At 68.3% G+C, this 26,088-nt stretch carries 27 protein-coding genes and 1 tRNA gene; 11 read left to right on the forward strand and 17 right to left on the reverse strand.

Annotation, left to right across the window (positions count from 1 at the left end):
• Positions 1 to 87: 87 nt before the first annotated feature.
• The 6 genes from ACKN61_RS08265 to ACKN61_RS08290 all read right to left on the reverse strand — a co-directional run bounded on the left by ACKN61_RS08265 (position 88) and on the right by ACKN61_RS08290 (position 6,130).
• On the reverse strand, positions 88 to 1,317 hold the full coding sequence (locus tag ACKN61_RS08265) for a hypothetical protein (RefSeq protein WP_408953078.1): 1,230 nt from the start codon (positions 1,315 to 1,317) through the stop codon (positions 88 to 90).
• Between the two features lie 127 nt (positions 1,318 to 1,444).
• Positions 1,445 to 1,957 (reverse strand): HNH endonuclease, encoded by a 513-nt coding sequence (locus tag ACKN61_RS08270; RefSeq protein ID WP_408953777.1) that lies wholly within the window; start codon positions 1,955 to 1,957, stop codon positions 1,445 to 1,447.
• 361 nt (positions 1,958 to 2,318) lie between these two features.
• Positions 2,319 to 4,109 (reverse strand): acyl-CoA dehydrogenase C-terminal domain-containing protein, encoded by a 1,791-nt coding sequence (locus ACKN61_RS08275; RefSeq protein WP_408953079.1) that lies wholly within the window; start codon positions 4,107 to 4,109, stop codon positions 2,319 to 2,321.
• 127 nt (positions 4,110 to 4,236) lie between these two features.
• Entirely contained in the window at positions 4,237 to 4,719 is a 483-nt protein-coding gene (locus ACKN61_RS08280) for an LEA type 2 family protein (RefSeq protein WP_408953080.1), read from the reverse strand.
• 121 nt (positions 4,720 to 4,840) lie between these two features.
• Positions 4,841 to 5,158, reverse strand: coding sequence for a hypothetical protein (locus ACKN61_RS08285; protein ID WP_408953081.1), 318 nt, complete (start codon positions 5,156 to 5,158; stop codon positions 4,841 to 4,843).
• A gap of 528 nt (positions 5,159 to 5,686) precedes the next feature.
• Positions 5,687 to 6,130 carry a DUF6491 family protein gene (locus ACKN61_RS08290; protein WP_057919981.1) on the reverse strand — a complete coding sequence of 148 codons (444 nt, stop codon included), beginning with the start codon at positions 6,128 to 6,130 and terminating at the stop codon, positions 5,687 to 5,689.
• Positions 6,131 to 6,300: 170 nt separating this feature from the next.
• Between ACKN61_RS08290 and ACKN61_RS08295 the strand changes: the two genes are divergently transcribed.
• Both ACKN61_RS08295 and ACKN61_RS08300 read left to right on the forward strand, forming a co-directional pair.
• Positions 6,301 to 6,376 (forward strand) — tRNA-Phe (locus ACKN61_RS08295).
• 356 nt (positions 6,377 to 6,732) lie between these two features.
• Complete coding sequence (locus ACKN61_RS08300; protein WP_408953082.1) at positions 6,733 to 6,987, forward strand: hypothetical protein; 255 nt, start codon at positions 6,733 to 6,735, stop codon at positions 6,985 to 6,987.
• A 607-nt stretch (positions 6,988 to 7,594) separates the two neighbouring features.
• Here the strand turns inward: ACKN61_RS08300 and ACKN61_RS08305 are convergent.
• On the reverse strand, positions 7,595 to 9,742 hold the full coding sequence (locus tag ACKN61_RS08305) for a hypothetical protein (RefSeq protein ID WP_408953083.1): 2,148 nt from the start codon (positions 9,740 to 9,742) through the stop codon (positions 7,595 to 7,597).
• Positions 9,743 to 10,480: 738 nt separating this feature from the next.
• Here ACKN61_RS08305 and ACKN61_RS08310 point away from each other — a divergent pair.
• Positions 10,481 to 11,179 carry a GNAT family N-acetyltransferase gene (locus ACKN61_RS08310; RefSeq protein ID WP_408953084.1) on the forward strand — a complete coding sequence of 233 codons (699 nt, stop codon included), beginning with the start codon at positions 10,481 to 10,483 and terminating at the stop codon, positions 11,177 to 11,179.
• Positions 11,180 to 11,269: 90 nt separating this feature from the next.
• On the opposite strand, the gene ACKN61_RS08315 is transcribed toward ACKN61_RS08310, so the two are convergent.
• The 6 genes from ACKN61_RS08315 to ftsY form a co-directional block, all read right to left on the reverse strand.
• Positions 11,270 to 11,527, reverse strand: a complete 258-nt coding sequence (locus ACKN61_RS08315; RefSeq protein WP_408953085.1) for a DUF6289 family protein — start codon at positions 11,525 to 11,527, stop codon at positions 11,270 to 11,272.
• A 104-nt stretch (positions 11,528 to 11,631) separates the two neighbouring features.
• Entirely contained in the window at positions 11,632 to 11,886 is a 255-nt protein-coding gene (locus tag ACKN61_RS08320; protein WP_031372920.1) for a hypothetical protein, read from the reverse strand.
• A gap of 129 nt (positions 11,887 to 12,015) precedes the next feature.
• The gene (locus ACKN61_RS08325; protein WP_031372921.1) at positions 12,016 to 12,285 is read right to left on the reverse strand and encodes an oxidative damage protection protein; all 270 of its coding nucleotides are present in this window, start codon (positions 12,283 to 12,285) and stop codon (positions 12,016 to 12,018) included.
• Between the two features lie 65 nt (positions 12,286 to 12,350).
• Entirely contained in the window at positions 12,351 to 13,475 is a 1,125-nt protein-coding gene (mutY, locus tag ACKN61_RS08330) for an A/G-specific adenine glycosylase (protein ID WP_408953086.1), read from the reverse strand.
• Between the two features lie 38 nt (positions 13,476 to 13,513).
• The gene (locus ACKN61_RS08335; protein WP_408953087.1) at positions 13,514 to 14,872 is read right to left on the reverse strand and encodes a hypothetical protein; all 1,359 of its coding nucleotides are present in this window, start codon (positions 14,870 to 14,872) and stop codon (positions 13,514 to 13,516) included.
• Positions 14,873 to 14,886: 14 nt separating this feature from the next.
• On the reverse strand, positions 14,887 to 16,239 hold the full coding sequence (ftsY, locus tag ACKN61_RS08340; protein ID WP_408953088.1) for a signal recognition particle-docking protein FtsY: 1,353 nt from the start codon (positions 16,237 to 16,239) through the stop codon (positions 14,887 to 14,889).
• A gap of 77 nt (positions 16,240 to 16,316) precedes the next feature.
• Between ftsY and rsmD the strand changes: the two genes are divergently transcribed.
• The 8 genes from rsmD (at position 16,317) to ACKN61_RS08380 (ending at position 22,869) form a co-directional block, all read left to right on the forward strand.
• The gene (rsmD, locus tag ACKN61_RS08345) at positions 16,317 to 16,943 is read left to right on the forward strand and encodes a 16S rRNA (guanine(966)-N(2))-methyltransferase RsmD (protein ID WP_408953089.1); all 627 of its coding nucleotides are present in this window, start codon (positions 16,317 to 16,319) and stop codon (positions 16,941 to 16,943) included.
• A gap of 90 nt (positions 16,944 to 17,033) precedes the next feature.
• Positions 17,034 to 17,537 carry a pantetheine-phosphate adenylyltransferase gene (gene coaD / locus ACKN61_RS08350; protein ID WP_031372926.1) on the forward strand — a complete coding sequence of 168 codons (504 nt, stop codon included), beginning with the start codon at positions 17,034 to 17,036 and terminating at the stop codon, positions 17,535 to 17,537.
• 29 nt (positions 17,538 to 17,566) lie between these two features.
• The gene (locus ACKN61_RS08355) at positions 17,567 to 18,061 is read left to right on the forward strand and encodes a hypothetical protein (protein WP_408953090.1); all 495 of its coding nucleotides are present in this window, start codon (positions 17,567 to 17,569) and stop codon (positions 18,059 to 18,061) included.
• A gap of 278 nt (positions 18,062 to 18,339) precedes the next feature.
• Complete coding sequence (locus ACKN61_RS08360) at positions 18,340 to 18,588, forward strand: YfhL family 4Fe-4S dicluster ferredoxin (RefSeq protein ID WP_031372928.1); 249 nt, start codon at positions 18,340 to 18,342, stop codon at positions 18,586 to 18,588.
• Positions 18,589 to 18,644: 56 nt separating this feature from the next.
• Positions 18,645 to 20,357, forward strand: coding sequence for a gamma-glutamyltransferase (gene ggt, locus ACKN61_RS08365; RefSeq protein ID WP_408953778.1), 1,713 nt, complete (start codon positions 18,645 to 18,647; stop codon positions 20,355 to 20,357).
• A 103-nt stretch (positions 20,358 to 20,460) separates the two neighbouring features.
• Complete coding sequence (locus ACKN61_RS08370; RefSeq protein WP_408953091.1) at positions 20,461 to 21,048, forward strand: hypothetical protein; 588 nt, start codon at positions 20,461 to 20,463, stop codon at positions 21,046 to 21,048.
• Positions 21,049 to 21,211: 163 nt separating this feature from the next.
• Positions 21,212 to 22,111: an MBL fold metallo-hydrolase gene (locus ACKN61_RS08375; RefSeq protein WP_408953092.1), complete on the forward strand. Its 900-nt coding sequence runs from the start codon at positions 21,212 to 21,214 to the stop codon at positions 22,109 to 22,111.
• Positions 22,099 to 22,869, forward strand: a complete 771-nt coding sequence (locus ACKN61_RS08380) for a TMEM43 family protein (protein WP_408953093.1) — start codon at positions 22,099 to 22,101, stop codon at positions 22,867 to 22,869. The genes ACKN61_RS08375 and ACKN61_RS08380 overlap by 13 nt, the downstream gene beginning before the upstream one ends.
• 129 nt (positions 22,870 to 22,998) lie before the next feature.
• On the opposite strand, the gene upp is transcribed toward ACKN61_RS08380, so the two are convergent.
• From upp to ACKN61_RS08400, 4 genes are all read right to left on the reverse strand, one after another.
• Positions 22,999 to 23,634, reverse strand: a complete 636-nt coding sequence (upp, locus tag ACKN61_RS08385; RefSeq protein WP_057917399.1) for a uracil phosphoribosyltransferase — start codon at positions 23,632 to 23,634, stop codon at positions 22,999 to 23,001.
• 216 nt (positions 23,635 to 23,850) lie between these two features.
• The gene (locus tag ACKN61_RS08390; RefSeq protein WP_408953094.1) at positions 23,851 to 24,162 is read right to left on the reverse strand and encodes a hypothetical protein; all 312 of its coding nucleotides are present in this window, start codon (positions 24,160 to 24,162) and stop codon (positions 23,851 to 23,853) included.
• Between the two features lie 52 nt (positions 24,163 to 24,214).
• The gene (locus ACKN61_RS08395; protein ID WP_031372935.1) at positions 24,215 to 24,457 is read right to left on the reverse strand and encodes a hypothetical protein; all 243 of its coding nucleotides are present in this window, start codon (positions 24,455 to 24,457) and stop codon (positions 24,215 to 24,217) included.
• A 32-nt stretch (positions 24,458 to 24,489) separates the two neighbouring features.
• Complete coding sequence (locus ACKN61_RS08400) at positions 24,490 to 25,989, reverse strand: aminotransferase class III-fold pyridoxal phosphate-dependent enzyme (protein WP_408953095.1); 1,500 nt, start codon at positions 25,987 to 25,989, stop codon at positions 24,490 to 24,492.
• Positions 25,990 to 26,088: the final 99 nt, after the last annotated feature.

Genomic DNA, 26,088 nt, shown 5'->3' on the forward strand with positions numbered 1-26,088 from the left:
CGGCCGTTTCATGTTCAGACAGTAGGCGCGGCAAGGCGCCGCGCCGGGGAAAACCGGATGGTCGCGGCGGATTGCCGCAGGCGCGGCTCAGCGGCCGCGCAAACGCCCGAACAGGCCGCCGCTGGACTTGGCCGGCTCGACCGGAGTCGGGTCGCCCTCGGGCTCGGCGAAACCGGTGGCGAGGCTGGCGTTGATGAAATCGGCGACTTCGGCTTCGGTGACGCCGCTGGCTTCGGCGATCTCGGCCACGGTCGCGAGCGCCTTCATCATCACCGTGGCGATGCGGAAGTGCTTGGGATATTCGCGCTCGGTCTGCGGCCACTTGGTCATGCGGTAGCGGCGCTGCGGGTCGTAGCCCGGGGCGAGGCGACCCTGGCCGGCGAGCAGGTTGCCGAACCAGACCAGGCGCGTCAGCGGCATCGAGGCGCCGAGTTCGGCCGCGGCGGCTTCCCACTGCGCGGCCGGCACGACTTCGAAATCGGAGGCGGCGAAACCGCGATCGAACCAGTCGGCCAGCGGCTTGAGTGCGGCCGGGCCGTGGTACTTGCGCTGATCGGCGTCGATCAACAGGCGCTCGTTGCCCTGGACCACGCGCAACAGGCCGCGCAGGCGGCCGGGCACCAGCCAGTCGAGCAAGCCGTCGCCGCGAGCGGTGATGGTTGGGCCGGTCGGGGCGAGCGGGGTCGCAGGCATGGCGCTTGCGGCGATGCTGATTGCGTCGGTCACTGGCGCCGGTGCGGCCGCCGGAGCCACGGCAGGAATCGGCGTGGGCGCCTGAGCGGGTTCCGCCGGCGCAGGTGCGTTCGCCGCGACCGGTGCGGGTGCCGCTTGCTGCGCCGCCGCCTTGGCCGCCGCCGCGTTGGCTTGGGCGCGGTCGGTCTGCAGCAGTTCGACGACGACCTCGGGCAGGGCCGCGGTCGGGTCGGTCAGGGGCTGTTTCGGGATCTCGACCGTCGCCGGTGCGGGTGCCGGAGCGGGCGTCGGCAGGGCCTGGCCGGACTGCAAGGCGATCTCACCGAGCAGCTTGGAGATCGAATCGCTGGTGAAGGGATGCGACAACAGGAAATCGGCCTGGGTGCGTTGGGCCGCGGTCAGGGCGATCACCGACTTGCCGGTCGCATGCAGGCGCAGCCAACTCATCGGGCCGTACATGCTGTCCATGTCGACGACGACGAAGTGTGCCTGTTGTTCGGGCAGCAGAGTCCAGTGACCGCCGAGTTGGGCATTGGCGACCTTGAAGGCCGTCTGCAAGGCGGACTCCGTCGCCGGGTCCATGCCGGTCAGACCGAGGGTCAAAGGCATCTGTGAGGTGTCCACGAAATCGATTGCGACGAGTGTCCGGGACGACTGGATTGTCGTCAACGCGCGCTATACGTCGTTTATGACCCTTATTCGGCACCTGGGCCGGGGTTGTCGCCTCAATACTGCGACGAGTTTCACGCCTTCATGCATTCAGGCGGGCGTTCTTCGGCAGTTGGTTTTTCAGGAACGTCATCTGGTCGGCCAGGATGTTGCGGTTGGACAGGATCAGATGCTCGACCCAGCTCGGGCGGTACGGCACCGCGAGCAGCGGCATGCTGGCCTGCTGTGGGGTGCGGTTGCCCTTGCGCGAGTTGCACTGGAAGCAGGCCGCGACCACGTTCTCCCAGATGTCGCGACCGCCCTTGGACACCGGCACGACGTGGTCGCGGGTCAGGTGCGGGCGATGGAAGTCGTGGCCGCAGTACATGCACAGGTGGCTGTCGCGCGCGAACAGCGCGGCGTTGGTCAGGGCCGGGGTCGGGTCGAGCGCGCTCGGGCGGGCGTGGCCGCGCGCGGCCACGATCGGATGCAGTTCGAGCACGCTGCGTTCGCCGGTCAGGCGGTTGGTGCCGCCGTGCACTTCCAGGCAGGGATCGCCCAAGGTCCAGGCGACCGCGCCGCGCACGTACAGGCAACTGGCTTCCTGCCAGTTCATCCAGTCGAGCACGCGGCCATGCGCATCGAGCGACAGCAGCCGCACGGAGTTGAGTCGTTCGAGAGCGTTGCGCGGAACCGCGCGGGGACCGGCCCAAGGCGAGTAAGGATCGGAGACGCCGGTGGCATCCGGCTCACGCTGAAGCATTTCAGCGTGGGTTCCGGTTCGGACCAGGCGGATCTTCGCTCTATCGGTCTCCATCGGGAATCCAGCTTATACCCGTTTGATGACGATTTTGGTAGTTGCGATGGGGAAGGGGCGCGCGCCCGGTCCGAAGGGGCGGCCTGGTCTGGATCGAATGCCGTAGAAACTACGGTTCCGCCGGAGCTGGCCGGCGGAACCGCATCGTCGGGGCGACGCCTCAGACGTCGAACGCTTCCGCGTCCAGGCCGGTGAGGGTCTCGACGCTGGCGCCGATGGCGATCGCGTGGGCCTGGCTGCGCGGCAACAGGCGGGCGAAGTAGAAGCGCGCGGTTTCGCGCTTGCCGGTCTTGAAGCGCGCCGACTGCGAGGAGGCCTCGCTCGCGGCGACGCTGCGCGCCCACCAGTAGGCCAGCGAGACATAGCCCGAGTACATCAGGTAGTCGTAGGCGGCCGCGCCGACCTCGTCGGGATTGGCGGCGGCGCGCTTGCCGACGGCCATCGTCAGCTGCTGCCATTCGCCGGCCTTGGCGCGCAGCGGGCCGATGAATTCGGCGACGGCGGCATTGCCTTCGTTGTCGGCGCAGAAGCGTTCGATCTTCTCGAGCATCACGCGCAGGCCGGCGCCCTGCAACTGCATGACCTTGCGGCCGAGCAGGTCGAGCGCCTGGATGCCGGTGGTGCCTTCGTACAAGGTGGTGATGCGGGCATCGCGGGCGAGCTGTTCCATGCCGTGCTCGGCGATATAGCCGTGGCCGCCGAAGCACTGCAGCGCGTGGTAGGTGCATTCCACGCCCCACTCGGTGAGGCAGGCCTTGACGATCGGGGTCATGAAGCCGATCAGCGCATCGGCTTCGGCGCGTTCTTTCTCGTCGCCGCTGGCATGGGCGATGTCGACCTGCAGTGCGGCGTCGTAACCCATCACCCGGCCGCCTTCCACCAGCGCCTTGCAGGTCAGCAGCATGCGGCGCACGTCGGGGTGGACGATGATCGGGTCGGCCGGCAGCTCCGGAAACTTCGCGCCCGACAGCGCACGCATCTGCAGGCGGTCGCGCGAGTAGCGCAACGCGTTCTGCAGGGCGCGGTCGGACAGGCCCAGGCCTTGCAGGCCGACAGCGAGGCGGGCGGTATTCATCATGGTGAACATCGCCATCAGGCCCTTGTGCGGCTGGCCGATCAGATAGCCCTGGGCGCCGTCGAAATTCATCACGCAGGTGGCCGAACCGTGGATGCCCATCTTGTGTTCGAGGCTGCCGCAACGCACCGCGTTGGCCTCGCCGATGCTGCCGTCGCGCGCGACCTTGATCTTCGGCACGATGAACAAGGAAATGCCCTTGCTGCCGGCAGGTGCGTCGGGCAGGCGCGCCAGCACCAGGTGGATGATGTTGTCGGTGAGGTCGTGCTCGCCGGCGGTGATGAAGATCTTGGTGCCGCTGATCGAATAGCTGCCGTCGGCCTGCGGTTCGGCCTTGGTCTTGAGCAGGCCCAGGTCGGTGCCGCAGTGCGGCTCGGTCAGGCACATGGTGCCGGTCCAGCGGCCTTCGACCAGCGGCTTGAGGAAGACTTCCTGCTGCCATTCCTCGCCGTGGTGCAGCAAGGCTTCGGTGGCGCCGTGCGAGAGCAGGGGGAAATTGCCCCAGGCCAGGTTGGCCGCGTCGATCATTTCCTTGAGCGGCACGCCGGCCGCGTGCGGCAGGCCCTGGCCGCCGAACTTGATTTCGGCGGTGAGGCCGGACCAGCCGCCTTCGACGAACTGGGTATAGGCCTGCTTGAAGCCCGGCGGCGTGGTGACCGCGCCGGTGGCCTTGTCGTGGCTGCAGCCGATCTGGTCGCCGATGGCGTTGAGCGGAGCGAGCACGGTTTCGTTGAAGCGCGCGCCTTCCTCGAGCACGGCGTCGAGCACGTCGCGGGTGGCGTCGGTGTAACCCAGGCGTTGGAACTGCGCTTCGGCGCCGAGGACGTCGAACAGGACGAAACGCATGTCGGCGAGGGGGGCTTTATAGGTGCTCATGATGGTCCGGGATTCGGGAATGGGGATTCGGGATTCGCAACAGCTGAGCCGGTCGGAGTGACGATGCGGAAAGGGGCTGCGCTATACGCCTTCGCCAATCCCGAATCCCCACTCCCAAATCCCGGCTTTAACGCATCACCCCGGGCAAGCCCGGCGCCGGGCTCAGCGCGCTGCTGCGCTCGATGGTGAAGATGCGTTGCTTGGCTTCGTCGGGGGTGGCGGCGATGTCGCCCTTGAGGCTGTAGGCCAGGCTGCGGCCGCCGGACAGGGCGTCGGCGATGGCGATCTTGGCCGCGCCGGATGGGGTCAGATTGACGGTGACCACGTCGGCCGATTCCGGGCCGATCGAAACCGCCGGCTGGGCCTGGAGCTGGCCGGCGATGTCCTCGCCGAGCTTGAGCTGCAGGTCGAAACGGTCGAAGCGCATCGGGATGCTGCTGAAGTTCTCGATCCGCACCTCGACCGCCCAGCTGCCGTTGGCGCGCACGGTCAGTTGCTGGATGCGGGCGGCGGGTTCGGAGACGCGGCGGACCTGTCCGCCGCCGCAACTGGCGAGCAAGGCGGCGGCGAGCGCCAGCCCGAACAGACGCATCCAGGACCCTGCTTTCATGCCGCCGCTCCGTCGTGATGAGAACGGCGAGGATACTACGGCGAATGGTGGCGTCGTCAGGGTGGTGGTGCCGGCGGACGGAATGCCGGCGGAGCGCTGCGGTAAAGCCCGGCGCCGGGGCTCAGCGGGCTGCGCGGGAGTCGCCGTGCGCGGACGATGCGGTTGCGGCCGGTTCGAGGGGCTGGCCCGCCGTTGCGCGCAGCCTGTCGCCCCGATGGGCGAGCGAGGATTGGGAATTCGGCGCCGGGCGCGCGTCGCGGCCACCCGCCAGCGGCGAGAGCTTGGGCGAGGGATCGGGCGAGGCCAGGGGCGAGGGGGGAAGCGGGGAAGAAGGCGCCGCCGCCTGGGCCAGCAAAGCCAGCACCGAGACGGCGGCCAGTACGAGGAGATAGCGAGGCAGCTCGTGGAGCATGTCCTGGACCACCGATGCTGCCTTCATGCACGAATCCCACGTAGACCACGCGGCACAAACCGATTGGCCGTCCTGGCCCTCGGTGCGAACTCCGTTTCGCCGTGCATGCCCACTTCCCCAACACTTGCAAAGAGTAGCCCCGACTCCGCTGGCTCACCTGCTCAAGGTGACGGCCTTAATCCGTTGCTGAGCGGCATCCGTGTCATCGCATCGACCGTGCTGCCGGGGCGAGTACAGATTGGACCGAGGCGCGGTTCGGCGCAGTAGGTCGACCGCGCGGCGCCGTGTAGGATTTTTCTGACCCCGGTCACGCTCCGGCGCAGGCCGTCTCGGCCGAAGACGACGAGGCGATCCGGCGGCCCGCGGCTTGCCGCGGGGGTGCGCGCCGCGCCGCTGAGGCTGTCGAGCGCAAGCGCCGGTTCGCAACGGTCCGGCCCTGATCGGCTGCTTGCGCGAGGGCGCGATCGTCGCGGCGCATGCGCCCGCTCGTGGCGATGTCCATCGATAGCGCCGCCCAAGCGCGATGCGAAACCGCGCGTCCGCCGACTTCAGAGCTTAGGGCTTAGGATCTTCCGGCATCGTCCCGGCTTCGCGCATGTCGCGCTGCGCCTGCTTGATGGCCTTGACGTCGAGCGGAAGGATGCGGCCGATGAAACAGGGCATCTTGATCGACTGTCGGCCGAGCACGGTGACCTTGTCGAAGCGCGAATGCACGCGGCCCATCTGGTTGCTCACGCTGATCGCCGAGGCGAAGTCTAGGTCGGGGCAACGTCCCTGCAGTTCGAGCAGATAGGCCTGGTTGGGCTTGGTCCACACCGCGAGCGCGCTGTCGCCGAGCGGGGTCCAGCCGTCGATGCGGCCGAAGTACTGGAAGCTGTCGACAGGCGCGGCGGCGTGCGCGCGATACAGCGCCAGGCGCTGCGCATCGTCCATCTTGGGATTGCTAGCGCAGGCGCTCAGCAAGAGCAGGGCGAGAGCGGCCGGAACGAGGCGTTTCATGATCCACTCCTCGGCGGCGCGGGCCGCCATTGCGGGCTAGACCGACATGATGCGCCGGCCGTGGCGGAGCGTCGCATCGGGCGCGCGAGTCGTTCAGTGCCGATGAGGCTTGCCAGATTCCATCGGCATCCGTATCATCCCGCTCCTCTCACGGCGCACCGTGAAAGAACGGCCGGGTAGCTCAGTTGGTAGAGCAGGGGATTGAAAATCCCCGTGTCGGGGGTTCGATTCCCTCCCCGGCCACCATTTGCATCAAGGGCTTAGCGTTCGCGCTAGGCCCTTGGTTTTTGTGGCGCGGCGATGCCGGTGCCGGCGTCGATCGCGACGATTTTTTAGATGCGCGCAGCCCCTTTCGCCGGCTGCTTCGGCGACAGTGCCGACAGCGAACACCGACTCACGACCGTAAGCCGCCAGATTCCATCAAGGCGTGTTGGCCGATGCCCGGCGTGTCCCGCCCGTCCGGATGTTTCATCGCGCAGACCTGAGCGCACCCGCAGAGATCGTTCGGCCGCCCCGGCGGTGGCCGGCAACGGTCGCACGACGAACTTTCGATAAGTCGAACGGCTCAAGATGCGCCGATCGGCTAAAGGATTGGACGCGGGATGTTCGAAGAATTTCTCGGCGGCGGCGTAGCCATGATCGTTTTCGCCGTGATCCTCAGATTTTTCTTCGGTCGTGGCGGTGCATCGGGTTTCGATTCTATCGCCGACGCTCACGAGGACGCAGGCGATGCAGACAATGCGAAGAAACTGCGGGATACCGCGGAGTCTTATCGCACTCGTGTCGATCGCTACTTCTACCTTTTGTTGATCATCGGCCTGTTGATGATCCTCGTATCGCTGATCGGCCGCCCATGACGCCGGACAGGGGCCACGAGAACCCGCCTCGTGCGCCGTCCAATCGGATTCGACCGTTCTGTCCTGCCGCGACCGCGGCATGATTCGCCGACGGCCGCGAGGAGAGGTGTTTGTTCAAAAATTCGGCCTGTAGCGACGATGGCCTTGCCCTTGCGGCGGGTAGGGGAAATCCGACACTTCGGTGCGGTGCCCGCCGACTGCGCGCACCGGGCCGAACCGCCAAGCTGGCCAGGCTGGCAACGTGTGGCCCTCCCTCGGTAGTTGTTTCCACACGGCAAGGGCCTTCAGGGAACGAAGGCCCGCCAGCAACATGACGGCGAGTGCTCGAAAGGCCGTGGCGGCTTGCGCGCCAGCGGCACGCCACGTTCTTCGGGGCGCTCGACGCCTGCGTGCTGGATTCACTTGCGGTAGACGCCCCCGCTGTGGGGCGCATCATCGCTGTCGCTGTCGCTGTCGCTGTCGCTGGCCGAAGGCGCAGAGACGAAACGCGAAACGCGAAACGCGAAAAGCAAGAAGCGAAAAGCAAGCAGCGAAAAGCAAAAAGCACAAGGCGAAAAGCGGAAGGTCGCGGCGCTTCGCCTTTCGTCTCTGGCCGCAGTTCGCCGCCTCAGTTCACTGTGCAGCTCAAGCTCACCGTAATGCTGGCGCCGTTCGCCAAGGCGCCGAGGGTCACCCCGGTGTCCAGCGTCGCCAGGCTGATCGGTGTCGCCGGGCACGCGCTGCCGCTGCAGGTCGGCGGGGTCGTGCAATTCAAGTTGCTACGGCTCGCGATGGGGTCGCGCAGGATCGCGCCGGTGACCGCGTCGGGCCCGTTGTTGGTAACCACGATCGAATAGAGGGTCGTCGCGCCGCGGGCTACGGTGTCGCCGCTCTGATCGTTGGGGCCGGAGCCCGGGGTATTGGTCTTGGTGATCGTCAGGTCGGCAAGCGGCGCGCGCGTGTTGGACAGCGTGCAGGTCAGGTCGTCGCCGGCCACCGGCGTGAGGCTGAAGCTGCTGCCGTTGCCGCTCGGCGTTTGTCCGCCGGCGCGGGCGTTGGTGCAGGTATAGCTGGTCGTGTAGTTGGCCAGGTTCGCAGCGGCGGCGCCGGTTTCGGACAAGGTGTAGGCCGAGCCGATGCTGCCGGTCGTGAGCAAGGCCTCGCCGGTCGCGGTGTTGCCGGTGCCGGTGGTCGTCGCCGTGGCCGGGCCACCGGTGCCGGCGATGCTCAGCGTGAACTGGTCGGCATCGACGAAGCGGCCCAGCGGCAGCGTTTTGCGCAGGCGCAGGATCGGTTGCTTCTGGAACACCAAGGGGCCGCTGGCGGTGTCGTTGGCCGTATTGAAGTCGTTGTTGGTCGGGTCGCCGTCGCCGTCGGGCACGCTGCGGCCGAGCGCGGCGTTGGCGGTGTAGGTGCCACTGACCGTCGGCGAGTTGACCGTGACCGGGATCGTGAAGCTGACCGTGCCGCCGTTGGCGCCGGGCGATGCCGCGGCCGCGAGCGGGGTCGGGTTGAGCGCACAGGTGACGATGGTGTTGGCGCCATTGGCGGTGCAGTTGGCCGGCAAGGTGCCGGCGGTCCAGCCGGCCGGCAGGGTCGCGACCACGGTGAAACCATCGTTGCCGTCGGTCGCGCCTGGGCCGAGGTTGGTCGCGGTCAGGACGATGTTCTGCAACTGGCCGTAGTTGCTGTAGGCCGGCGCCGGGGTCGTCAGCGTCACCGCGATGTCGGGCAAACCGGTGACGTCGAGCGTGCAGGATTGGTCTTGCTCGTTGAGCAAGGCGATGCCGGTCAGGCAGCTGCCGCTGGTGACGAAGGTATTGGCGGCGATGCCGCCCGGCCGCTGGCTGATCGCTGCGCGGTAGTTGCTGCCAGGCAGCACGTAGATCTCGCTCGCGGTCTGCACGGTGCTGAGGTTGGCGGCGGCATTGGCATGCGGGGTGCGCCCGGCGCCGGTGGTTCCGGCGCCGTTGTCGAGCAAGGTTGCGCCCTGGGTCAGGTTGACCAGCCAACCGCTGCCGCCGCGGGTCTGGTTCCAGGCGAAATCGGTGAAACTCAGGATCGCCGAGTGGCGTGCCTGCAACAGGGTGCCGCAATACACATTGATGCCATCGTAGCCTTCACCGCCGGCCTGCATGTACAGGCCCGATACCAGCGTGGTCGAGGTGTTGCTGCAGAACGGCCCGCGCGCGACGTGGGCGGGTTGACCGGCCATGGTCTCGCGCACGCCGACTTCGACGCTGGTCGAGGCGCCGGTGGTCATGCGGACCCAGGAGTTGGCGTCGAGCGTGAGCGGGCGGCAGACCAGGTTCAACGAGGAGGACCACGGCGGGTATTGGCCGCTCGACCATTCGCGGTCCCAGCCGCCGAACTGGTGTACCAGTTGATTGGACGGGCAGTAGTTGGTGACCTCGGTGCCGGGCTCGGCGTAGGTGCCCGACAGCACATCCGGCGTGCCGTTCGGATTGCGATTGACCACGCTGACGGTAACGCCGTTGGTGGTGATGCCGCCGCAGTACAGGCCCACGCGATTGGTCATGCCGCGGGTCGAGCTGATTCCGGCGCTCATCGACTTGTCGCGGTGATAGCCGCCGCGGACGATCGTGCCCGCCTGGCACTGCAGGGCGCCCGAGCCGACGTCGCCTTTATTGGTGCCGATGGTGCCGGTCGGCAAGGCCCCGGCTTGGACGCCGATGCCCGCCTGGGCATGCGCGGTGCCGATACCGACCGCCGAGAGAGCGAGCAGGCACAGGGGGATCCAGAGTTTTGCCAACATTCGTGAACGATCCTTGCGAGGCTTCGGGCGCGCGTTCGAGCTGGGGCGCCGCTAATGTTATGTAGGTCGCAAAAAATGTGCCATTCATCACAGTTTTATAGGAAATCGTTTTCATATCGGTCCCAGGAGCGGACCGCTGACCGCGTAAATCCCTTATTGCGAGCCCGCAAACATGCCGCTGATGGTCAGTTTCTGACCATGAGGGGGGTTCAGAGCCCCAAAGGCCCGCGGCGAACCGCTCGGGTCTCGCTCGATCGGGGGCTGCCGGAAACCCGCGCTGTAGGACGCAAGCACGGCCGACGGCATTCGGTGCCGAGGTCGGCCGGCAGCGAACGAAGGGGGCTGGGACGACGCGCGATCCTTGCCGCGCTGATGTGCGCGATTTGACATCCGCGCGGTTCGCACACTACGGTGCGCGTCCCCGTATCACCGCTATCCGGCGGGCCCAGAGGGACAACATGTCTGAGAGTGTAGCCACCCGCTAAACCCTTCGCTTCGCGAAGGTGGGTAGACGCGTCGAGTTCGTTCGCCGTTCGCGCAAAGCGAATGCGCGCCGCCGCGTCCGTTTCGGCTGCAACCGACATCAGACATGACTACTTCGCAAAGAATGCGGCGCGCGCTGTGCGCGTCCGCTCAAGGTGGAGCCTTCCACCATCGCCGCGCCGTCGGCGCGGACTTCATCGCCATCGCCATCGCCATCGCCATCGTTTGCCGCGACGCCTCCTGCGCGCGCCCGCCATGCTGCAGGACTTCGGTCCTGCCTGCGCGGCCGTGCTCGAAACCCTGCAACGGGTTGCGGGCATCGCGCAGCATGCAACGGCAACGGATAGCGCGCCTGCGACACGGGGATCGGAGGCCGACATGTTGAGCCTGCTGATGTTCAGTCGCGTCTGTCGCCACGAGCCCGCGTGCGGGCAGGAGAACACCATGCAAATCGAACTGGAAAACACCAAGCATCATGCCGGCATCGATGCCGTCACCCGCGCGGCCTTCGCAGGCCACGACGAAGCCGAACTGATCGAACGCCTGCGCGCGGACGGATTGGTCCGGCTGTCCCTGGTCGCCATCGACGGCGAGCGAGTGGTGGGGCACGTGCTGTTCACCACCCTGCATGTCGTCGTCGACGGTCGTATCGTCGACGCGCTCTGTCTCGCTCCGGTATCGGTGCTGCCGCCATACCAGCGGCGTGGAGTGGGCTCGATGCTGATCCGCGAAGGGCTCGCGCGCTCGGCGAGGTTGGGTTGCGAGGCCGTCGTAGTGCTCGGCCATGCCGCTTACTACCCGCGCTTCGGTTTTTCCGCGGCCCTGGCGAGCAAACTCGCGGCGCCGTTCGCGGGCGAGTCGTTCATGGCGCTGGAACTGGTCGAGGGCGCTCTGAGCGGCGAAGCGGGCGAAGTGGTGTATCCGCCTGCGTTCGGCATCGACGGCGGTCATTGATCGCGTCGCCACAATGACGAAGCCCACCGCATGCGGTGGGCTTCGTCGTGTCGCGGATCAACACGGTGTCGATGCGCCGAGCGGATCGACTCAGGGCTCCCAGCCGCAGGTGCTCTTGGCATAGGTGAAGTAGCGGGTGCGTTCGCCCCACTGGAAGGGCTCGCCGCAATGGCCGTAGCCCATGCCGCCGACTTCGACCGTGCGGGTCGCGTCGGAGTAGTAGGTGAAGACATAACCCTCGCCGGGGCCGGGATAGGGCAGTGCGACGGCGGCCAGCGACACGACCATGCCGGCAGCGAGCAGGAACAACGACAGCTTCTTCTTCAGCGGTTTGCTGGTTGCGGACATCGGAGTTCTCCTTGAGGCCCGTGCGCGGCGCGTAGCGAATCCAGCCCGCTCGCGGCGGGCTGGACCGGTCTGTGATTCGCGCAGTGGGCGGCCGAGGCGGCCGATCAGGGCAGCGGGTGGCAGGTGGTCTTGTAGTAAGTCGAGTACGAGGTCATGCGGCCCCACTGGAAGGGCTCGCCGCAGTAGCCATAGGAACGACCGCCGACTTCGACCGTGCGCGATGCGTCGGAGTAGAACGTGAAGGTGTAGCTCTCGCCCGGGCCGGCGTGCGGCAGGGCCATGGCGGCCAGCGAGACGAGCATGCCGGCGGCGAGCAGGAACAGCGACTTCTTCTTGAGCTGCTTCTTCGACTGGAACATCAGGACTCTCCCTTGTGCCTGTGGGCTCCGGATAAGCCGGAGTCCCCCGGTTCTACACGAAACCGGCGCATCGCTGCGACGCAGGCCACGGCTGCGAGGCCGGAATCGTGACGGGCTTCCTGATGCGGATCAGGCCTCGGGCACATAGCCGTCCGGCTTGGCCGCGCCACCGCCGAACAGGAATTTCTCCATTTCGCCTTCGAGGAAAGCGCGGTGCTTGGGGTCGAGCGGCGACAGCCGGTTCTCGTTGATCAGCATGGTCTGGTGCGCGAGCCATGCGGCCCAGGCCGGCTTGCCGACATGAGCGAACACGCGCTTGCCCAACTCGCCGGGCCAGGGCACGAAATCCAGGCCTTCGGCCTCGCGTTGTTCGTACTCGCAGAAAACGGTGCGGCTCATGGGGAAAGTCCTGGACGGTAATGGAATGGGGAAGCGCCGCTGCGGTCGCCCGCATCGGCGCGGCGTCACAACGATTCGATCAGTTTGCGGATCGGCGCCGGAATGCCAAGGGCGGCGAGTTCGGCGCGTTCGAACCAGCGCAGGTCGTCATTGTCGCGCACGCCGTTGCGCAAGGCGACCGGGCGCCAGCGCCGCGGCTGCAGTTCCAGCTTGTAATGGCTGAAGGCGTGCGCGATCGGCGCCAGTTCCTCGCCGTCGGCGAACTCGCCGCTGACGTGCGCGGCGAACCATTGCGCCGCGCCGTCCTCGTCGTCGCTTTGAGGCAGGGTCCACAGCGAGGCCCAGATGCCCGCGGGCGGACGGCGCTGCAGCAGCACCCGGTTGTTGCGGTCGAGCAGCCACAGCACCTGCGCATGACGTTGCGGCGCGACCTTGCCGGGCTTGGGCGTCGGCAGTTCGGCGATGCGGCCTTCGATGCGCGCGACGCAATCGTGCTGCAGCGGACACAGGATGCAGGACGGATCGCTGCGCGTGCACAGGGTCGCGCCGAGGTCCATCTGCGCCTGGGTGTAGTCGGTCATGCGCGCATGCGGCAGATGCGATTCGGCCAGCGCCCACAGCTGGCGTTCGATCGCCGGCAGGCCCGGATAACCGGCGATGCCGTGATACCGGCTCAACACGCGTTTGACGTTGCCGTCGAGGATGGCGTGGCGGTCGTCCCAGGCTTGCGAAAGGATCGCCGCGGCGGTGCTGCGGCCGATGCCGGGCAGCGCGGTCAAGGCATCGATATCGCGCGGCAGGTCGCCGCCGTGGCGCTCGACGCAAAGCTTGGCGGTCGCGTGCAGATTGCGTGCGCGAGCGTAATAGCCCAGACCCGACCACAGGCCGAGCACGGTATCCAGCGAGGCCGCGGCGAGCGCGGGCAGGGTCGGCAAGGTATCGACGAAGCGCTCGAAGAACGGCGCCGCGGTCTTGACCTGGGTCTGCTGCAGCATGATCTCCGACAGCCACACCCGGTACGGCGTGCGCGGATGCTGCCAGGGCAGGTCGTGGCGGCCGCTGACGTCGAACCAGGCCAACAGGCGGTTGGCGTAGGCGTCGTCGCCGGCGTTGGCGCTGTCGGCGGTCTTGCTGGCTGCGGCCACTGCTGCGGTCTTGCCCGCGTGTGGTTTCGTTGCGCGCTGCTTCATGCAAGTAACTTCATGCAGATGACTTCATGCGGGAGACTTCATTCGAGCCGGCGAGTCGCGGCCGGCTTCGGCGCGGGTTGGGATGGCACGGCCGTCGATGGCGCGGCAGTCGGTGTCGTCGCCGTCGGCGTCGCAGCGTCGTCGTCTTGTTCGATTTCGATCTCGACCCCTTCGAGCGTGGCGCCGGACACTTCGATCCGCGGTGTGCTCAAGCGGCCGCTCAACGGCGGCAGCAGCGAGCCTTGTGCGCTCGCGTCGACCCAGGCCAATACCGCCGGCAGGCGGAAGCGGCCATCGAACCGAGTCTGGTCGCGTTGCAGGCGCAGCGCGCTGTCGCCGGAAAAATCGGCCGGGCCGTCGTAGTCGAGCACGAACGGCAACGGCGATTTCGACTGCCCCAACGGCGGCGGCAGCGTGGGCCAGGCTTCGGGCCATTGCGCCAGCACGCCGTCGAGATGCAGTCGCATGCCATCGCCGAAGGCGAAGCGCCCGCTGGCGTCGAGCTGCGGGATCGCATCCTTGCCGCGCAAGGCGGCGCCGAGCGGCGCCAGGGTCAAGGCGGCATCGCGATAGCGCAGCGGCCCGGCCAGGCCGAACACGAACGGCAGATCGGTGTCGCCGGCGCGGTAGCGCGCGTGGGCGCCCAGGCGCAGACGGTCGAGGCCGAGGCCGTCGTCGCCCGAATGCAACAGGGCGCCGAGGCGGATCCGCATCGGCAGGGCCCAATCCTTGGCCTGCACGCTGACGCCGCCGGATAAGCCGAGCCCACGCGCCAGCGCGGGACGTTGCAGCGTCGCGGCGAGATCGAACGGAACCTGCACGCCATCGCTGAGCACGCGTCCGCCGATGCGCGCCCGCAGCCGCCGCTGCGGGTGCAATTCGGGCGAGGACAACGAGATCTGCTCGATCGACCAACCCACGCCGACGACGCGGCCGCGCACAATGCGCAGGCCGTCGCTCAGGCTCGGCATGCGCAGGGGTTCGGTCGACGGCGGGCGTGTTGCCAGCCAACGTTGCAGTGCGGCGACATCGAGTTGCGGCGCATCGAGTTCGACCCGTTCCACGTCGAGCACGGCGCCGGCGGCGCGGATCGTGCGCCACGGCAGGGCGAGATAGACGCGTTCGGCGCGCAGCAGCGGCACGGTCGCGCCGGGTTGGCGTACGACCAGGTCGCGCACCACCAGCATCGGCGTGCCGCGCAAGCGGTATTCGCTGGCGCCGCTGGCGCTGAGCTCAAGCCCCAGCGCCTTGCCGACCTGGCTCAGCAGGATGCCGCTGACCTGGCTGGGCTGCGACACCCAGCGCAGGGCGAGCGCGGCGACCAGCAGCACGATCGCGACGATCGCGATCCGCTTGCGCGAACGGCGCGCCGGGGCGGCCGTGGTCGTCGCGGGCATGGCGAGGCCGCGCCTCAGCCGCCCAGTGCTTCAGGCAGCAGGGCGTCGACGAAGGCCTCGGCATCGAACACGCGCAGATCCTCGGGGCGTTCGCCGATGCCCGCGAAACGGATCGGGATGCCGAACTCGCGCGCTAGCGCGAACACCACGCCGCCCTTGGCGGTGCCGTCGAGCTTGGTCACCACCAGGCCGGTCACGCCGACCGCAGCGTGGAACTGGCGCAACTGCGACAGCGCGTTCTGGCCGGTGGTGCCGTCGATGACCATCAGCACTTCGTGCGGCGCGGTTACGTCGACCTTGGCCAGCACGCGGCGGATCTTGCCGAGTTCGGCCATCAGCCCCTGCTGGGTGTGCAAGCGGCCGGCGGTGTCGGCGATCAGTACCTGGGTGCCGCGCGCCTTGGCCGCCTGCAATGCATCGAACGCGACCGAGGCGGCATCGGCGTTCTGGCCCTGAGCGACCACCGGCACGCCGTTACGTTCGCCCCAGGCCTGCAACTGCGCGACCGCGGCGGCGCGGAAGGTGTCGCCGGCGGCGAGCATCAGCGGGCGGTTCTCGTCGCGGAAACGCTTGGCCAACTTGCCGATGGTGGTGGTCTTGCCGACGCCGTTGACGCCGACCGTCAGCACCACGAAGGGCTTGGCCTGGGTGTCGATGACCAGCGGCTTGGCGACCGGCCGCAGCATCGCGATCAGGTCGGCGCGCAGGGCCGCGAGCAGGGCGTTGGCGTCGGCGAACTCGCGCGACTTCATGCGCTTGCGCAGGCTTTCGACGAGCTGGGTGGTGGCGGTGACGCCGACGTCGGCGGTGATCAGCGCGGTTTCGATCTCGTCGAGCAGGTCGTCGTCCAGGCGCGGATTGCGCGAGAACAGGCCGCCGAAGCTGCGCGCGAACACGCTGCCGCGCAAACGCTCGCGCCAGCCGGATTTGCCCGCGGCGGCGGCCGGCTTGTCGATGTAGTCGGCCGGGGCGGATTCGCCCGGTACCGAGATGACCGTGGTGGATGCGGCTGCCGGTGTTGCCGCGGGCAGGCCGGTCGTAACGGCGGGCGCCACGGGCAAGGGCGGCTCGACTTCGAGCGCTGCGGCCAGCACTTCGGCCGGCACCGGCGGCTCGACGGCTACTGGCTCTACGGGAGCCGGCTTGACGGGAGCCGGCTCGACGGCAGGCGGTGCGGCGGCAGGCGGCTGCGGCGCAGGCGGCTCGACCGTAGCCGGCGTCGCTGCGGGCGCTTCGGCCGGCGGTGCGGCCGGCTCGGGCCGCGCGTTGGGAAACGCGGCGGCCAGCTCTTCGGTGGTGAAACGGCGCTCGGAAGACGAGCTTCCGCCGACGGTTTCGGGTTTCTTGCGGCGAAAAAAACTGACCATTCGGGAGGCTGGGGGCGAGAAGGCGCGAGGATGCGCGAGAATGTGCACATGCTAGCACCGGCCTCCAGGCGCCCCCGATGAAGACTCCACAGCGCGGCCCGCGTCCCGTTTCCGCCGCCTCGCGCAGCGCCGCCCCGACCGGCAAGGTCCGCATCATCGGCGGGCGTTGGCGCGGCACCCGCCTGGCCGTGGCCGATGCGCCGGGCCTGCGCCCGACCTCCGATCGCGTGCGCGAGACCTTGTTCAACTGGCTGATGCCGGTGCTGCCGGGCGCGCGCGTGCTCGACCTGTTCGCCGGTAGCGGCGCGCTCGGCCTGGAAGCGCTGTCGCGCGGCGCCGCATCGGCGGTGCTGGTCGAACGCGACCCAGCCCTGGCCGCCGAACTGCGCGCGCTGACCGCCCGCCTGCAAGGCGGCGAAGCCGCCGCCGTCGCGCAGGCCGATGCCCTGGCCTGGCTGGCGGCGCAGCCGAAGGCGGGCGAGGGCGCAGCGGGCTTCGATCTGGCCTTCGTCGACCCGCCGTTCGCGGCCGGTTTGTGGAGCGCGGTCTGGCCGGCCTTGTTGCCGACGCTGGCGCCTTCGGCCTGGCTGTACGTCGAATCTCCGGCCGATGCGGCGATCGACCTGCCCGGCGACTGGCTGCTGCATCGCGAAGGCGCCACCCGCGAGGTCCGGTACGCCGTGTACCGCCGCCTGGCGCCCTGACCGGGCCCGGCGGGCGGCTGCTACACTGCGCCGCATCCGGCGGGGGCGGCCTTCCCGCTCCCCGTCATTCCAGCAGCGAACGACCATCGAATGAGCTCGGCCCGCAACCGAATCGCCGTCTATCCCGGCACGTTCGACCCGATCACCAACGGTCACATCGACCTGGTAGACCGCGCCGCCCCGTTGTTCGAACGCATGATCATCGGCGTGGCGGAGAGCCCGGGCAAAGGGCCGGCGTTGCCGCTCAAGACCCGCGTGGAGCTGGCCCGCAAGGCGGTCGCCCACCAGCCCAACGTCGAAGTGCGCGGGTTCGACTCGCTGCTGGCGCATTTCGTCGCCCAGGTCGGCGGCGGCGTGCTGCTGCGCGGGCTGCGCGCGGTGTCCGACTTCGAATACGAATTCCAGCTGGCGAGCATGAACCGGCACCTGATCCCGGAGGTCGAGACTCTGTTCCTGACCCCGGCCGAGCAGTACGGCTTCATCTCGTCCTCGCTGGTGCGCGAAATCGCCCGCCTCGGCGGCGACGTTTCCGGCTTCGTGCCGCCGGCCGTGGTCGACGCGCTGCAGGCCGAGTGGCAACGCAACAAACACTGACCACCAAACAAACATCCAAGGGGCAAACGATGAAAACTTCCTCCCGCCTGCTGCTGATCGCCTGCCTGGCGCTGCCGTTCGTGGCCGCGTGCCAGAAAGAGGAGAAGAAGGAAGCCGCGGCCGAGACCGCCGCGCTGCCGGCGCCGAAGACCAGCGACGAAAACGCCTGGAACGCCTACCTGACCGACGTCGTCCAGCGCAATCTCGACGGCGTCAGCGGCAGCACCTACGTCTACGTGCTGCCGGCGCCGGAAGCGCCGACCTTCCAGGGCGACTACGAGCGCATGCTCGAAAAGGCGCAGACCGACCTGTCGCGCGGCATCCTCGAAGGCAACCTGGTGGCGTTCGGCTCGCCGAACTCGGCCAAGACCGCCGACCTGGTCGTCGCTTCGTTCGCCAAGGTCGAGCCGACCACGATGAAGGGCGTCAAGTTCATCTTCATCGGCGACGCCGCCGACAACGAGCGCGTCAAGGCCGCGGTGGCGGCATCGTCGGTCAACTACGTGTTCGTCGAAGCCAAGTGATTCACCGCCCGGCCGCTAGCGCGGCCGGGGCGTTCCGGACCGCCCAGCGCGGCCGGAGCCATCGATTCGAGCCGCGCAAGCGGCTCGAATCGTTTGTGGGCCGGGATGTCCCGGTCCGGGCCGGGCAGTCGGGCCGGGCGGCAGGCTGCGGCACACTCGCGGCGACGCCCGCAACACGCAGCATCCCGGCGCTCGGCTATGCCGGCGGACGCCCAAGCCCTACACTGCGACCACCATGCCGGCAATGCGACCCCGCGGCTCGCCGGCGACCAATGCCCATGTCGCTCAAGATCAACGAACTCTGCGTCAACTGCGACGTCTGCGAGCCAGCCTGCCCGAATCAGGCCATCTCCCAGGGCGAAACGATCTATGTGATCGATCCGGCGCGTTGCACCGAATGCGTCGGGCACTATGACGAACCACAATGCGTGGTCGTTTGTCCGGTCGAATGCATCGACCCGGACCCCAACCACGTCGAAACCGAGCCGCAATTGCTGGACAAGCTGCGGCGTCTACAGCAGGAGTGAACACGATGCGCAAGGCGTTGCGGCTGCGGGCCGGTCTGAAGTCTCCCATCTGCTTGATGGCCACCCTGCTGCTGATCGCCTCGCCCGCGTTGTGCGCCGACGGCGGTGCCCGCGCGCCCGCGCGCGCCGCCGCGACGGCCAGCGCGGCCGCGCATCCGCCCGGCACCGCGATCGCCAGCGCGCATTCGCTCTCCACCCAGGCCGGCCTGGAAATCGTTCGTGCCGGCGGCAACGCCTTCGACGCCGCGATCGCGGTGTCCTCGACCCTGTCGGTGGTCGAGCCGATCAGCTCGGGCATCGGCGGCGGCGGTTTCTTCCTGCTGCACGACGCCAAGCGCAAGCGCGACATTTTCGTCGACGCGCGCGAGACCGCGCCGGCCGCGGCCACGCCGGAGGCTTATCTGGACGACAGGGGCGAGCTCAACCGCGACCGCGCCACCAACGGCCCGTGGTCGGCCGGCATTCCCGGTCTGCCGGCGGCATTGGTGCACCTGGCGCAGAACTACGGAAAGCTGCCGCTGAAGACTTCGCTGGCGCCGGCGATCCGCATCGCGCGCGAGGGCTTCGAGGTCTATCCGCGCCTGGAAAAGGGCTACGGCAGCCGTCGTGAAGTGATGGAGCGCTATCGCGGCACCCGCGAGGTCTTCCTCGCCGACGGTTCGCCGCCGAAAGCCGGCGAGACCCTCAAGCAGCCGGATCTGGCGCGCACCCTGGAACTGCTGGCCGAGAAAGGCTTCGACGGTTTCTATCGCGGCGACGTCGCCGCCAAGCTGTTGGCCTCGGTCAAGGAAGAAGGCGGCCAATGGCGCGCCGAGGAACTGGCCGGTTACAAAGTGCGCGAGCGCGAGCCGCTGCGCTTGAAGTACCGCGGTTGGGACATCGTCACCGCGCCGCCGCCGTCCTCGGGTGGTGTGGCCTTGGCCGAGATTCTGCAGGTGCTGCAGGGCTGGGACCTGTCCAAGCTCGATCCCGCGCACCGCACCCACATCCTCGCCGAAGCCATGCGCCGCGCTTATCGCGACCGCACGATTTATCTGGGCGATCCGGATTTCGTGAAGATGCCGATCAAGCGGCTGACCAGCGCCGATTACGCCGCCGGCCTGCGCGCGACGATCCATCCCGAGAAGGCCACGCCGAGCGATCTGCTGTCGGGCCAGCCGGCGCCGCTGGAAGACGACGAGACCACCCATTTCTCGATCATCGACGGCGACGGCAACCGTGTCTCGGCGACCCAGACGGTGAACCTGCTGTACGGCTCGGGCCTGGTGGCGCCGGGCACCGGCGTGCTGCTCAACAACGAAATGGACGACTTCGCACTGCGCCCGGCCACGCCGAACGCGTTCGGCGTGATGGGCTTCGAGGCCAACGCGCCGGCAGCGGGCAAGCGCATGCTCAGCTCGATGACGCCGAGTTTCCTGGAGTCGCCCGATCGCGTGGTCGCGGTTGGCGCACCCGGCGGCAGCCGCATCATCACCCAGGTGTTGCTGGCGATACTGGCCTACGACGCCGGCCTGCAACCGCAGCAGGTCGCCGCACAGCCGCGCATCCATCACCAGTGGATGCCGGACGCGATCTCGGCCGAAGCCGGCGCGCTCGATGCCGCCACCGTCGCCAAGCTCCAGGCCATGGGCCACAAGGTCAACGCCGGCGAATCGACCTGGGGCAACCTGCAGACGGTGATGTGGGACAAGCGCGCCAACACCTTGTCCGGCGGCACCGATCCGCGCAATCCGGTCGGCCAGGCCGACGTGCAGCCGAACAAGCCCTGAGGCGGCGCCTGCGAAACCGCCGCCGCGATGGCGCGACGGCGGTGCGGTGCAGTAGATTTCGCGGCATGGATGGCGTCAGCACGAAGCGACAGGGGACAGGGCAGTGAGCGACGACAACGACAAGCGTTGGTATACCCGCGTGCCTGCGATCTCGATCGCGCTGGTCGCTTTCCTCGTGGCCCTGACCACCCTGATCAACAACGTGCGCGAGATCGGCGGGCTCAAGGACAAGCCGACGACACCGGCCGCGCCCTCGCAGCCGGTCGCGACCGCTCCGGTCAAGCCGGCCGCGCCGCAGGCGCCGGCGCGCTACACGGTGCTGCTGACCCTGGAAAAGATCGAAGTCGTCAACGACGGCACCAACGGCAGCACGGCCTGGTCGTTCGACATCAGCGCCGGTGGCCAGGATCTGTTCGCGCTGCCGTCGCGCGATTACCTGGACAGCGAAGCCGAGCGCATCGTCGCGCCGCGTCCGACCGACCCCTCGATGGGGCGGGTGGTGCTGGTGGCTGGGCAGGAAATGCTGGTCAAGATCAACGGACGCTCGTCCGGGCTGATCAGCAAGGCCGCGGCCAGCGGCAGCGCGACCCTGCTGGCCGAGCGGCCCCTGGCGCCGGTGCGCGTGGTCGCAGGCGACGGCCGCGACGGCGAGTTCATTTTCCACTTCGCCACCGTCACCACGCCGCAATGACGGCCGCAGGCGCGGTGGCGGCGCCTGCCCATGATCGGCCGCTGCATAGCGTGAGCGGCGCCTGTCCACGATCCGCGGCTTCGCCGCATTCCGGCCCGATGCCTGCGTTTGCGCAGTAAAATCGAGCCATCCTTCGCCAGTGCCCGTAACGGGCGGTGCAGACATGAAGCTCTGGTCGATCCTCGGCAACTCGCAGAAACTCGATGGCGGCGCGATGTTCGGCAATGCGCCGCGCGCGATGTGGGCCAAGTGGTCGCCGCCCGACGAGCACAACCGCATCGCCCTGGCTTGCCGGGCTCTGCTCGCCAGCCCGCTCAACGGCAAGACCGTGCTGTTCGAGGCCGGCATCGGCGCCTTCTTCGAGCCCAAGCTGCGCGAACGCTACGGCGTGGTCGAGGACCGTCATGTGCTGCTCGAATCGCTGGCGCGTGCCGGTTTCGTGCCCGAGGACATCGACGTCGTGGTGCTGTCGCATCTGCATTTCGACCATGCCGGCGGCCTGCTCGCGCCGTGGGCCGAAGGGCAGGCGCCGCGCCTGTTGTTCCCGAACGCGTCCTATCTGGTCGGGCGCGAGCATTACGAACGCGCGCTTCACCCGCATGCGCGCGATCGCGCGAGTTTCATTCCCGAGTTGCCGGGGTTGCTCGAAGCCACCGGCAAGCTCGAACTGGTCGAGGGCGCGCATTCCAGACTGCTAGGCGACAGCGTGCGTTTCCACTACAGCGACGGCCACACGCCGGGGCTGATGCTGGCGGAAATCGTCGGCCCGGAAAACGTCGGTGGCGAGCCGCACGGCGGCGTGGTGTTCTGCGCCGATCTGATTCCCGGGCGGCCGTGGGTGCACGTGCCGATCACCATGGGCTACGACCGCAACGCCGAGCTGTTGATCGACGAGAAGAAGAGCTTCCTCAGCGACAAGCTCGCGCGCAACGTGCATCTGTTCTTCACCCACGACCCCGACTGCGCGTTGGCGCAGGTGGTGCGCGACGAGAAGGGCAAGTTCGGCACCGCGCACGAAGTCGCCGAACTGCAGGCGCGGACGCTGGCCGCATGGGCTGCCTGAGCGGCCGCCGGCGCCGGGCGGCGCTGGTCGTGTGCGCCATCGCCTTATTGGCGATGTGCGTGTTCGCGGGCAGCGCATTCGCCCAAGCCGAAGACCCGGGCGAACCGCTCGGCGAGCCGCGCAGCGGCAAACGCCTGCTGGATCGCGACTTCGGCGTGGAAACGCGCGAGTTCGGCCTGGATCGGCGGGTCGAGATGTATCAGTGGCGTTCGGTGGGCGAGGGCTACGAGCGGGTCTGGAACGCGGCGCCGATCGATTCCTCGAAGTTCTCGCCGGGGCACGTCAATCCCTCGCGCCTGCCCCTGGAGAACAAACGCTGGTGGGCGGACGCCGCGACCCTAGACGGCAAACCGATCCGCCCCGACGTGCTGCGCGCGGTCGGCGAGTGGCGTTTGTTCCGTCCGAATTTCAGCCGCCTGCCGGCGAACCTCGCCGCGACCTTCCAGCCGGAAGGCGACGGCCTCGGCAGTGCCGAGAACCCGCTCGACCCGCAGATCGGCGATCTGCGCGTGAGCTGGCGCGAGCTGAGGTTGCCGCCCTTGGAAGGCAAGCTGGAATTGCGCGAAGGCAGTTGGCGTTTGCGGCCCGAAGCCGCCGCCGCGGCCTTGAACGCCGCGCCTGCGCGCGAGCCGAATGCGGCGGCCTCGCTCGACCGCGACGACGGCCGCTGGTCGCCGGCCTGGTTCGCCACCGCGGTGGGGTTCGCCCTGATCCTGCTGTACCGGTTGCGCAAGCGGCGCCAGCGCAAGACCTCTTAAGGCTTCGCCCGGGCGCAGCGGTCTTCGTTGCACCGGGGCGCCTGCGCAGCGCGAGCAGCGCATCGACGGCGATATGCGTCGGGTCGCCCCCGCACGCGTGGCGGGGCGCGGTCCCCCTCGCAACAACGCTCAAGCGTAATGCTTGGTCCCGAAGATCTTGTCGCCGGCATCGCCGAGGCCGGGCAGGATGTAACCGACTTCGTTGAGGCGTTCGTCGACCGAAGCGGTGAAGACTTCGACGTCGGGATGGCGCGCTTCCAGCGCTTTCAGGCCTTCCGGCGCGGCGACCAGGAACAAGCCCTTGATGCGCTTGCAGCCGGCGGCCTTGAGCAGGTCGACGGTCGCGATCAGGCTGCCGCCGGTGGCGAGCATCGGGTCGAGGATCAACGCGGTGCGCTCCTCCATGCGGCCGGTGAGTTTTTCGTAGTAGCCGACCGGTTGCAGGGTCTGCTCGTCGCGCTGCAGGCCGACCACGCCCACCTTGGCCGCCGGGATCAATTCCAGCACGCCCGGCAGCATGCCCAGGCCGGCGCGCAGGATCGGCACCAGGGTGACCTTGGCGCCCTTGATGCGGCGGGTGACGACCGGCCCGGCCCAGCCTTCGACCACGGCTTCCTCGGTTTCCAGGTCGGCGGTGGCTTCGTAGGTCAGCAGGGTCGCGACTTCCGAGGCCAGTTCGCGGAACGACTTGGTGCTGTTGTCGGCGCGGCGCATCAAGCCGAGCTTGTGCTGCACGAGCGGGTGGCGGACTTCTACGATTTTCATGAGCGGCCTTTGTGCGGGTGTTTGCCGGGCGGTCTTGGCCGCAAGCATTGATGGTTGAAGGGCAGGGCGCAAGCGTGGCGCAGGCGGATGCAGGCGTTCGCGCTCACCGCGGTGAAGGAAACGGCGGCGACGCGGCGTCAGGGTGGCGCTGCTTGCGCTGCGGGCGGGGCGAAGCGAGGTTCTGGCCGTTGGCTTCCGGCGGCCGGCGGGGAGAACTCAGTCCGCGACGGCGTAGAGGTTGTCGCCGTCGGCGATCACCTGGGCGACGAACAGCGAAAATCCGCGGATCTCGGCTGGGTCGGTGAACCGGGCCTCGAGCCGCTTCAGTTCGGCATGCAGATCCGCCAGTTCGCAGGACGAGATCTCGGCGTCGGCGAGGTAGTCGTGCAGCCTGCGCAGCAGCGGATACTCGTGGTGCGGCAGCGCCCGGGCCATCAACTGCTGGTGGAAGGGCAGGTCGATGGCGAACGATTTGCGCGAGGCGGGCGCCTCGCGTTCGTGCCGGGCCTGGATCAGGTCGAGCGCCATGACGGGGCGCAAGTCGGGCCGCGGTGTGGCCGCGGCCGACATGCGTTCGGCCTCAGGCCGTGCGTACGTACTGGATCTCGACGCCGTCGCTGTCGCCGATGGCCGCGCGCAGCACGGTGATCAACGAGCCCGCATTGAGATGATCGATCTCGATCATGTCGACGGTGGCGTGGTCGATGAAGTAGTTCTGGTCCTTGCTGTCTTCTTCTTCCAGCGCCGCGACGAGGATCTGCAATTCCTCTTCGCTGATCTCGCCGATGTCGGCGCCGGTGTCCTTGTTCGACAAACGAATCATTCCGCGACCTCGGTTGGGATGGGCGAAGCCTATCAGGCCGCCGCAGCCTGTTGCGCGCGCGGACCTTCGCGCAGGGCGCGGCCGACCATCGACACCAGCAGTTCGATCTCGTCGCTGCCGATGGTGAAGTTCGGGGTGAAGCGCAGCGAGTTGACGCCGCCGTGGATCACGCCGATGCCGCGCTCGCGCAGCCATTCTTCGGTCGAACCGGCGCCATAGCACTTGAACTGCGGGGCGAGCTCGCACGAGAACAGCAGGCCGGTGCCCTGGACCTTGGTGATCAGGCCGCCGAGTTCGCTCTTGAGCTTCTCCAGCTTTTCGATCGCCTCGGCGCCGCGGTTGCGGATGTTGGCCTGCAGTTCCGGGGTGACGTGTTCCATCACCGCGACGGCGACATCGAGAGCGCGCGGGTTGCTGGTCATGGTGTTGCCGTACAGGCCCTTGCGGTACAGCGAGGCGGCGCGTTCGCCGACCGCGAGCACAGACAGCGGGTACTGACCGGCGTTGAGCGCCTTGGAATAGGTTTCCATGTCCGGCGCTTCCAGGCCTTCGAAGCCGGGGTAGTCGACGATCGACAGCACGCCGTGCGCGCGCAGGCCGGCCTGGATCGAGTCGACCAGCAGCAGCGAACCGTGGTTGCGGGTCAGCTCGCGGGCGGCGGCATAGAACGCCGGCGGCACGCCGCGGCCCGGGTCGCCTTCGCCCATGACCGGTTCCAGGAACATGGCCTCGACGAACCAGCCGTTGCTGTCGGCGTCGGCGAACACCTTCTTCAGGGCGTCGACGTCGTAGGGCTCGACGGTGATGACCGAGTCTTCGTTGCGGAAGCTGGCCAGGTGCTGCACGTAGGCCTTGCGCGAGGAATCCGAGTACAGCGCAGGGCGCTCGGTGCGGCCGTGGAAGCTGCCCTTGACGACGACGCGCTTGATCGCGCGGCCGGCGTGGCGCGCGCCCGGGTCGGTCATCAGCTTGCTGTTGACGTCGGCGATGCGCGCGGCCAGCGACACCGATTCGGAACCGGAGTTGAGGCAGAAGAAACGCTCGTACGGGCACTCGCCGCGGGTGGTGCCGATGGCCCCGCGCAGGGCGCGCTCGAAGCGCAGCTGCGACAGCGACGGGGTCATGATGTTGGCCATCACCTGCGGCTTGGCCATCGCCGCGATCACCGCCGAGGGGGTGTGGCCGAAGCCGAGCATGCCGTAGCCGCCGGAGTCGTGCAGCACCGCGCCCTTCAGGGTGATCACCCAGGGGCCGCGCGCGGTCAGGGCGACATACGGATTGACGCCGTCGTCGGGATAGAAATTGACGTAGCCGGCCTGGACGGCCTGGATCTGCGCGTCCTCGTCGAGGTCGAGAAGGTCGGCGTGCAGGTCGCGGATCAGGGCGTACTCGGCCGCGGCCGCGGCGATGGCTTCGCCGAGCTCGGGGTGGGTCATGGCGAAACGGGCGACGGTGTCGTCGTCCAGGCCGATGGTGCGGCGTTTGCCGGCGTGAGCGCGCAGCGGCGCGAGTTGGCTGAGCAGGTTGTTCATCGTCAATCTCCACAGGCCGGCATCGTGCGCGGCCTCTCCATTTTTCGGCCGGGGCCGAAGGCTTCATCACATGGGAGACCGGTCCGCCTTCATGGCTGG

This window comes from Lysobacter sp. Hz25, from assembly GCF_046097045.1.
Taxonomy (GTDB): domain Bacteria; phylum Pseudomonadota; class Gammaproteobacteria; order Xanthomonadales; family Xanthomonadaceae; genus Lysobacter; species Lysobacter antibioticus_B.

Coding starts and splice junctions, on each gene's coding strand:
- ACKN61_RS08270 (WP_408953777.1), bottom strand. CDS start 1,957: ATGAACTGGCAGGAAGCCAGTTGCCTGTACGTGCGCGGCGCGGTCGCC.
- ACKN61_RS08275 (WP_408953079.1), bottom strand. CDS start 4,109: ATGAGCACCTATAAAGCCCCCCTCGCCGACATGCGTTTCGTCCTGTTC.
- ACKN61_RS08280 (WP_408953080.1), bottom strand. CDS start 4,719: ATGAAAGCAGGGTCCTGGATGCGTCTGTTCGGGCTGGCGCTCGCCGCC.
- ACKN61_RS08285 (WP_408953081.1), bottom strand. CDS start 5,158: ATGAAGGCAGCATCGGTGGTCCAGGACATGCTCCACGAGCTGCCTCGC.
- ACKN61_RS08290 (WP_057919981.1), bottom strand. CDS start 6,130: ATGAAACGCCTCGTTCCGGCCGCTCTCGCCCTGCTCTTGCTGAGCGCC.
- ACKN61_RS08300 (WP_408953082.1), top strand. CDS start 6,733: ATGTTCGAAGAATTTCTCGGCGGCGGCGTAGCCATGATCGTTTTCGCC.
- ACKN61_RS08305 (WP_408953083.1), bottom strand. CDS start 9,742: ATGTTGGCAAAACTCTGGATCCCCCTGTGCCTGCTCGCTCTCTCGGCG.
- ACKN61_RS08310 (WP_408953084.1), top strand. CDS start 10,481: ATGCTGCAGGACTTCGGTCCTGCCTGCGCGGCCGTGCTCGAAACCCTG.
- ACKN61_RS08315 (WP_408953085.1), bottom strand. CDS start 11,527: ATGTCCGCAACCAGCAAACCGCTGAAGAAGAAGCTGTCGTTGTTCCTG.
- ACKN61_RS08320 (WP_031372920.1), bottom strand. CDS start 11,886: ATGTTCCAGTCGAAGAAGCAGCTCAAGAAGAAGTCGCTGTTCCTGCTC.
- ACKN61_RS08325 (WP_031372921.1), bottom strand. CDS start 12,285: ATGAGCCGCACCGTTTTCTGCGAGTACGAACAACGCGAGGCCGAAGGC.
- mutY (WP_408953086.1), bottom strand. CDS start 13,475: ATGAAGCAGCGCGCAACGAAACCACACGCGGGCAAGACCGCAGCAGTG.
- ACKN61_RS08335 (WP_408953087.1), bottom strand. CDS start 14,872: ATGCCCGCGACGACCACGGCCGCCCCGGCGCGCCGTTCGCGCAAGCGG.
- ftsY (WP_408953088.1), bottom strand. CDS start 16,239: ATGGTCAGTTTTTTTCGCCGCAAGAAACCCGAAACCGTCGGCGGAAGC.
- rsmD (WP_408953089.1), top strand. CDS start 16,317: ATGAAGACTCCACAGCGCGGCCCGCGTCCCGTTTCCGCCGCCTCGCGC.
- coaD (WP_031372926.1), top strand. CDS start 17,034: ATGAGCTCGGCCCGCAACCGAATCGCCGTCTATCCCGGCACGTTCGAC.
- ACKN61_RS08355 (WP_408953090.1), top strand. CDS start 17,567: ATGAAAACTTCCTCCCGCCTGCTGCTGATCGCCTGCCTGGCGCTGCCG.
- ACKN61_RS08360 (WP_031372928.1), top strand. CDS start 18,340: ATGTCGCTCAAGATCAACGAACTCTGCGTCAACTGCGACGTCTGCGAG.
- ggt (WP_408953778.1), top strand. CDS start 18,645: ATGGCCACCCTGCTGCTGATCGCCTCGCCCGCGTTGTGCGCCGACGGC.
- ACKN61_RS08375 (WP_408953092.1), top strand. CDS start 21,212: ATGAAGCTCTGGTCGATCCTCGGCAACTCGCAGAAACTCGATGGCGGC.
- ACKN61_RS08380 (WP_408953093.1), top strand. CDS start 22,099: ATGGGCTGCCTGAGCGGCCGCCGGCGCCGGGCGGCGCTGGTCGTGTGC.
- upp (WP_057917399.1), bottom strand. CDS start 23,634: ATGAAAATCGTAGAAGTCCGCCACCCGCTCGTGCAGCACAAGCTCGGC.
- ACKN61_RS08390 (WP_408953094.1), bottom strand. CDS start 24,162: ATGGCGCTCGACCTGATCCAGGCCCGGCACGAACGCGAGGCGCCCGCC.
- ACKN61_RS08395 (WP_031372935.1), bottom strand. CDS start 24,457: ATGATTCGTTTGTCGAACAAGGACACCGGCGCCGACATCGGCGAGATC.
- ACKN61_RS08400 (WP_408953095.1), bottom strand. CDS start 25,989: ATGAACAACCTGCTCAGCCAACTCGCGCCGCTGCGCGCTCACGCCGGC.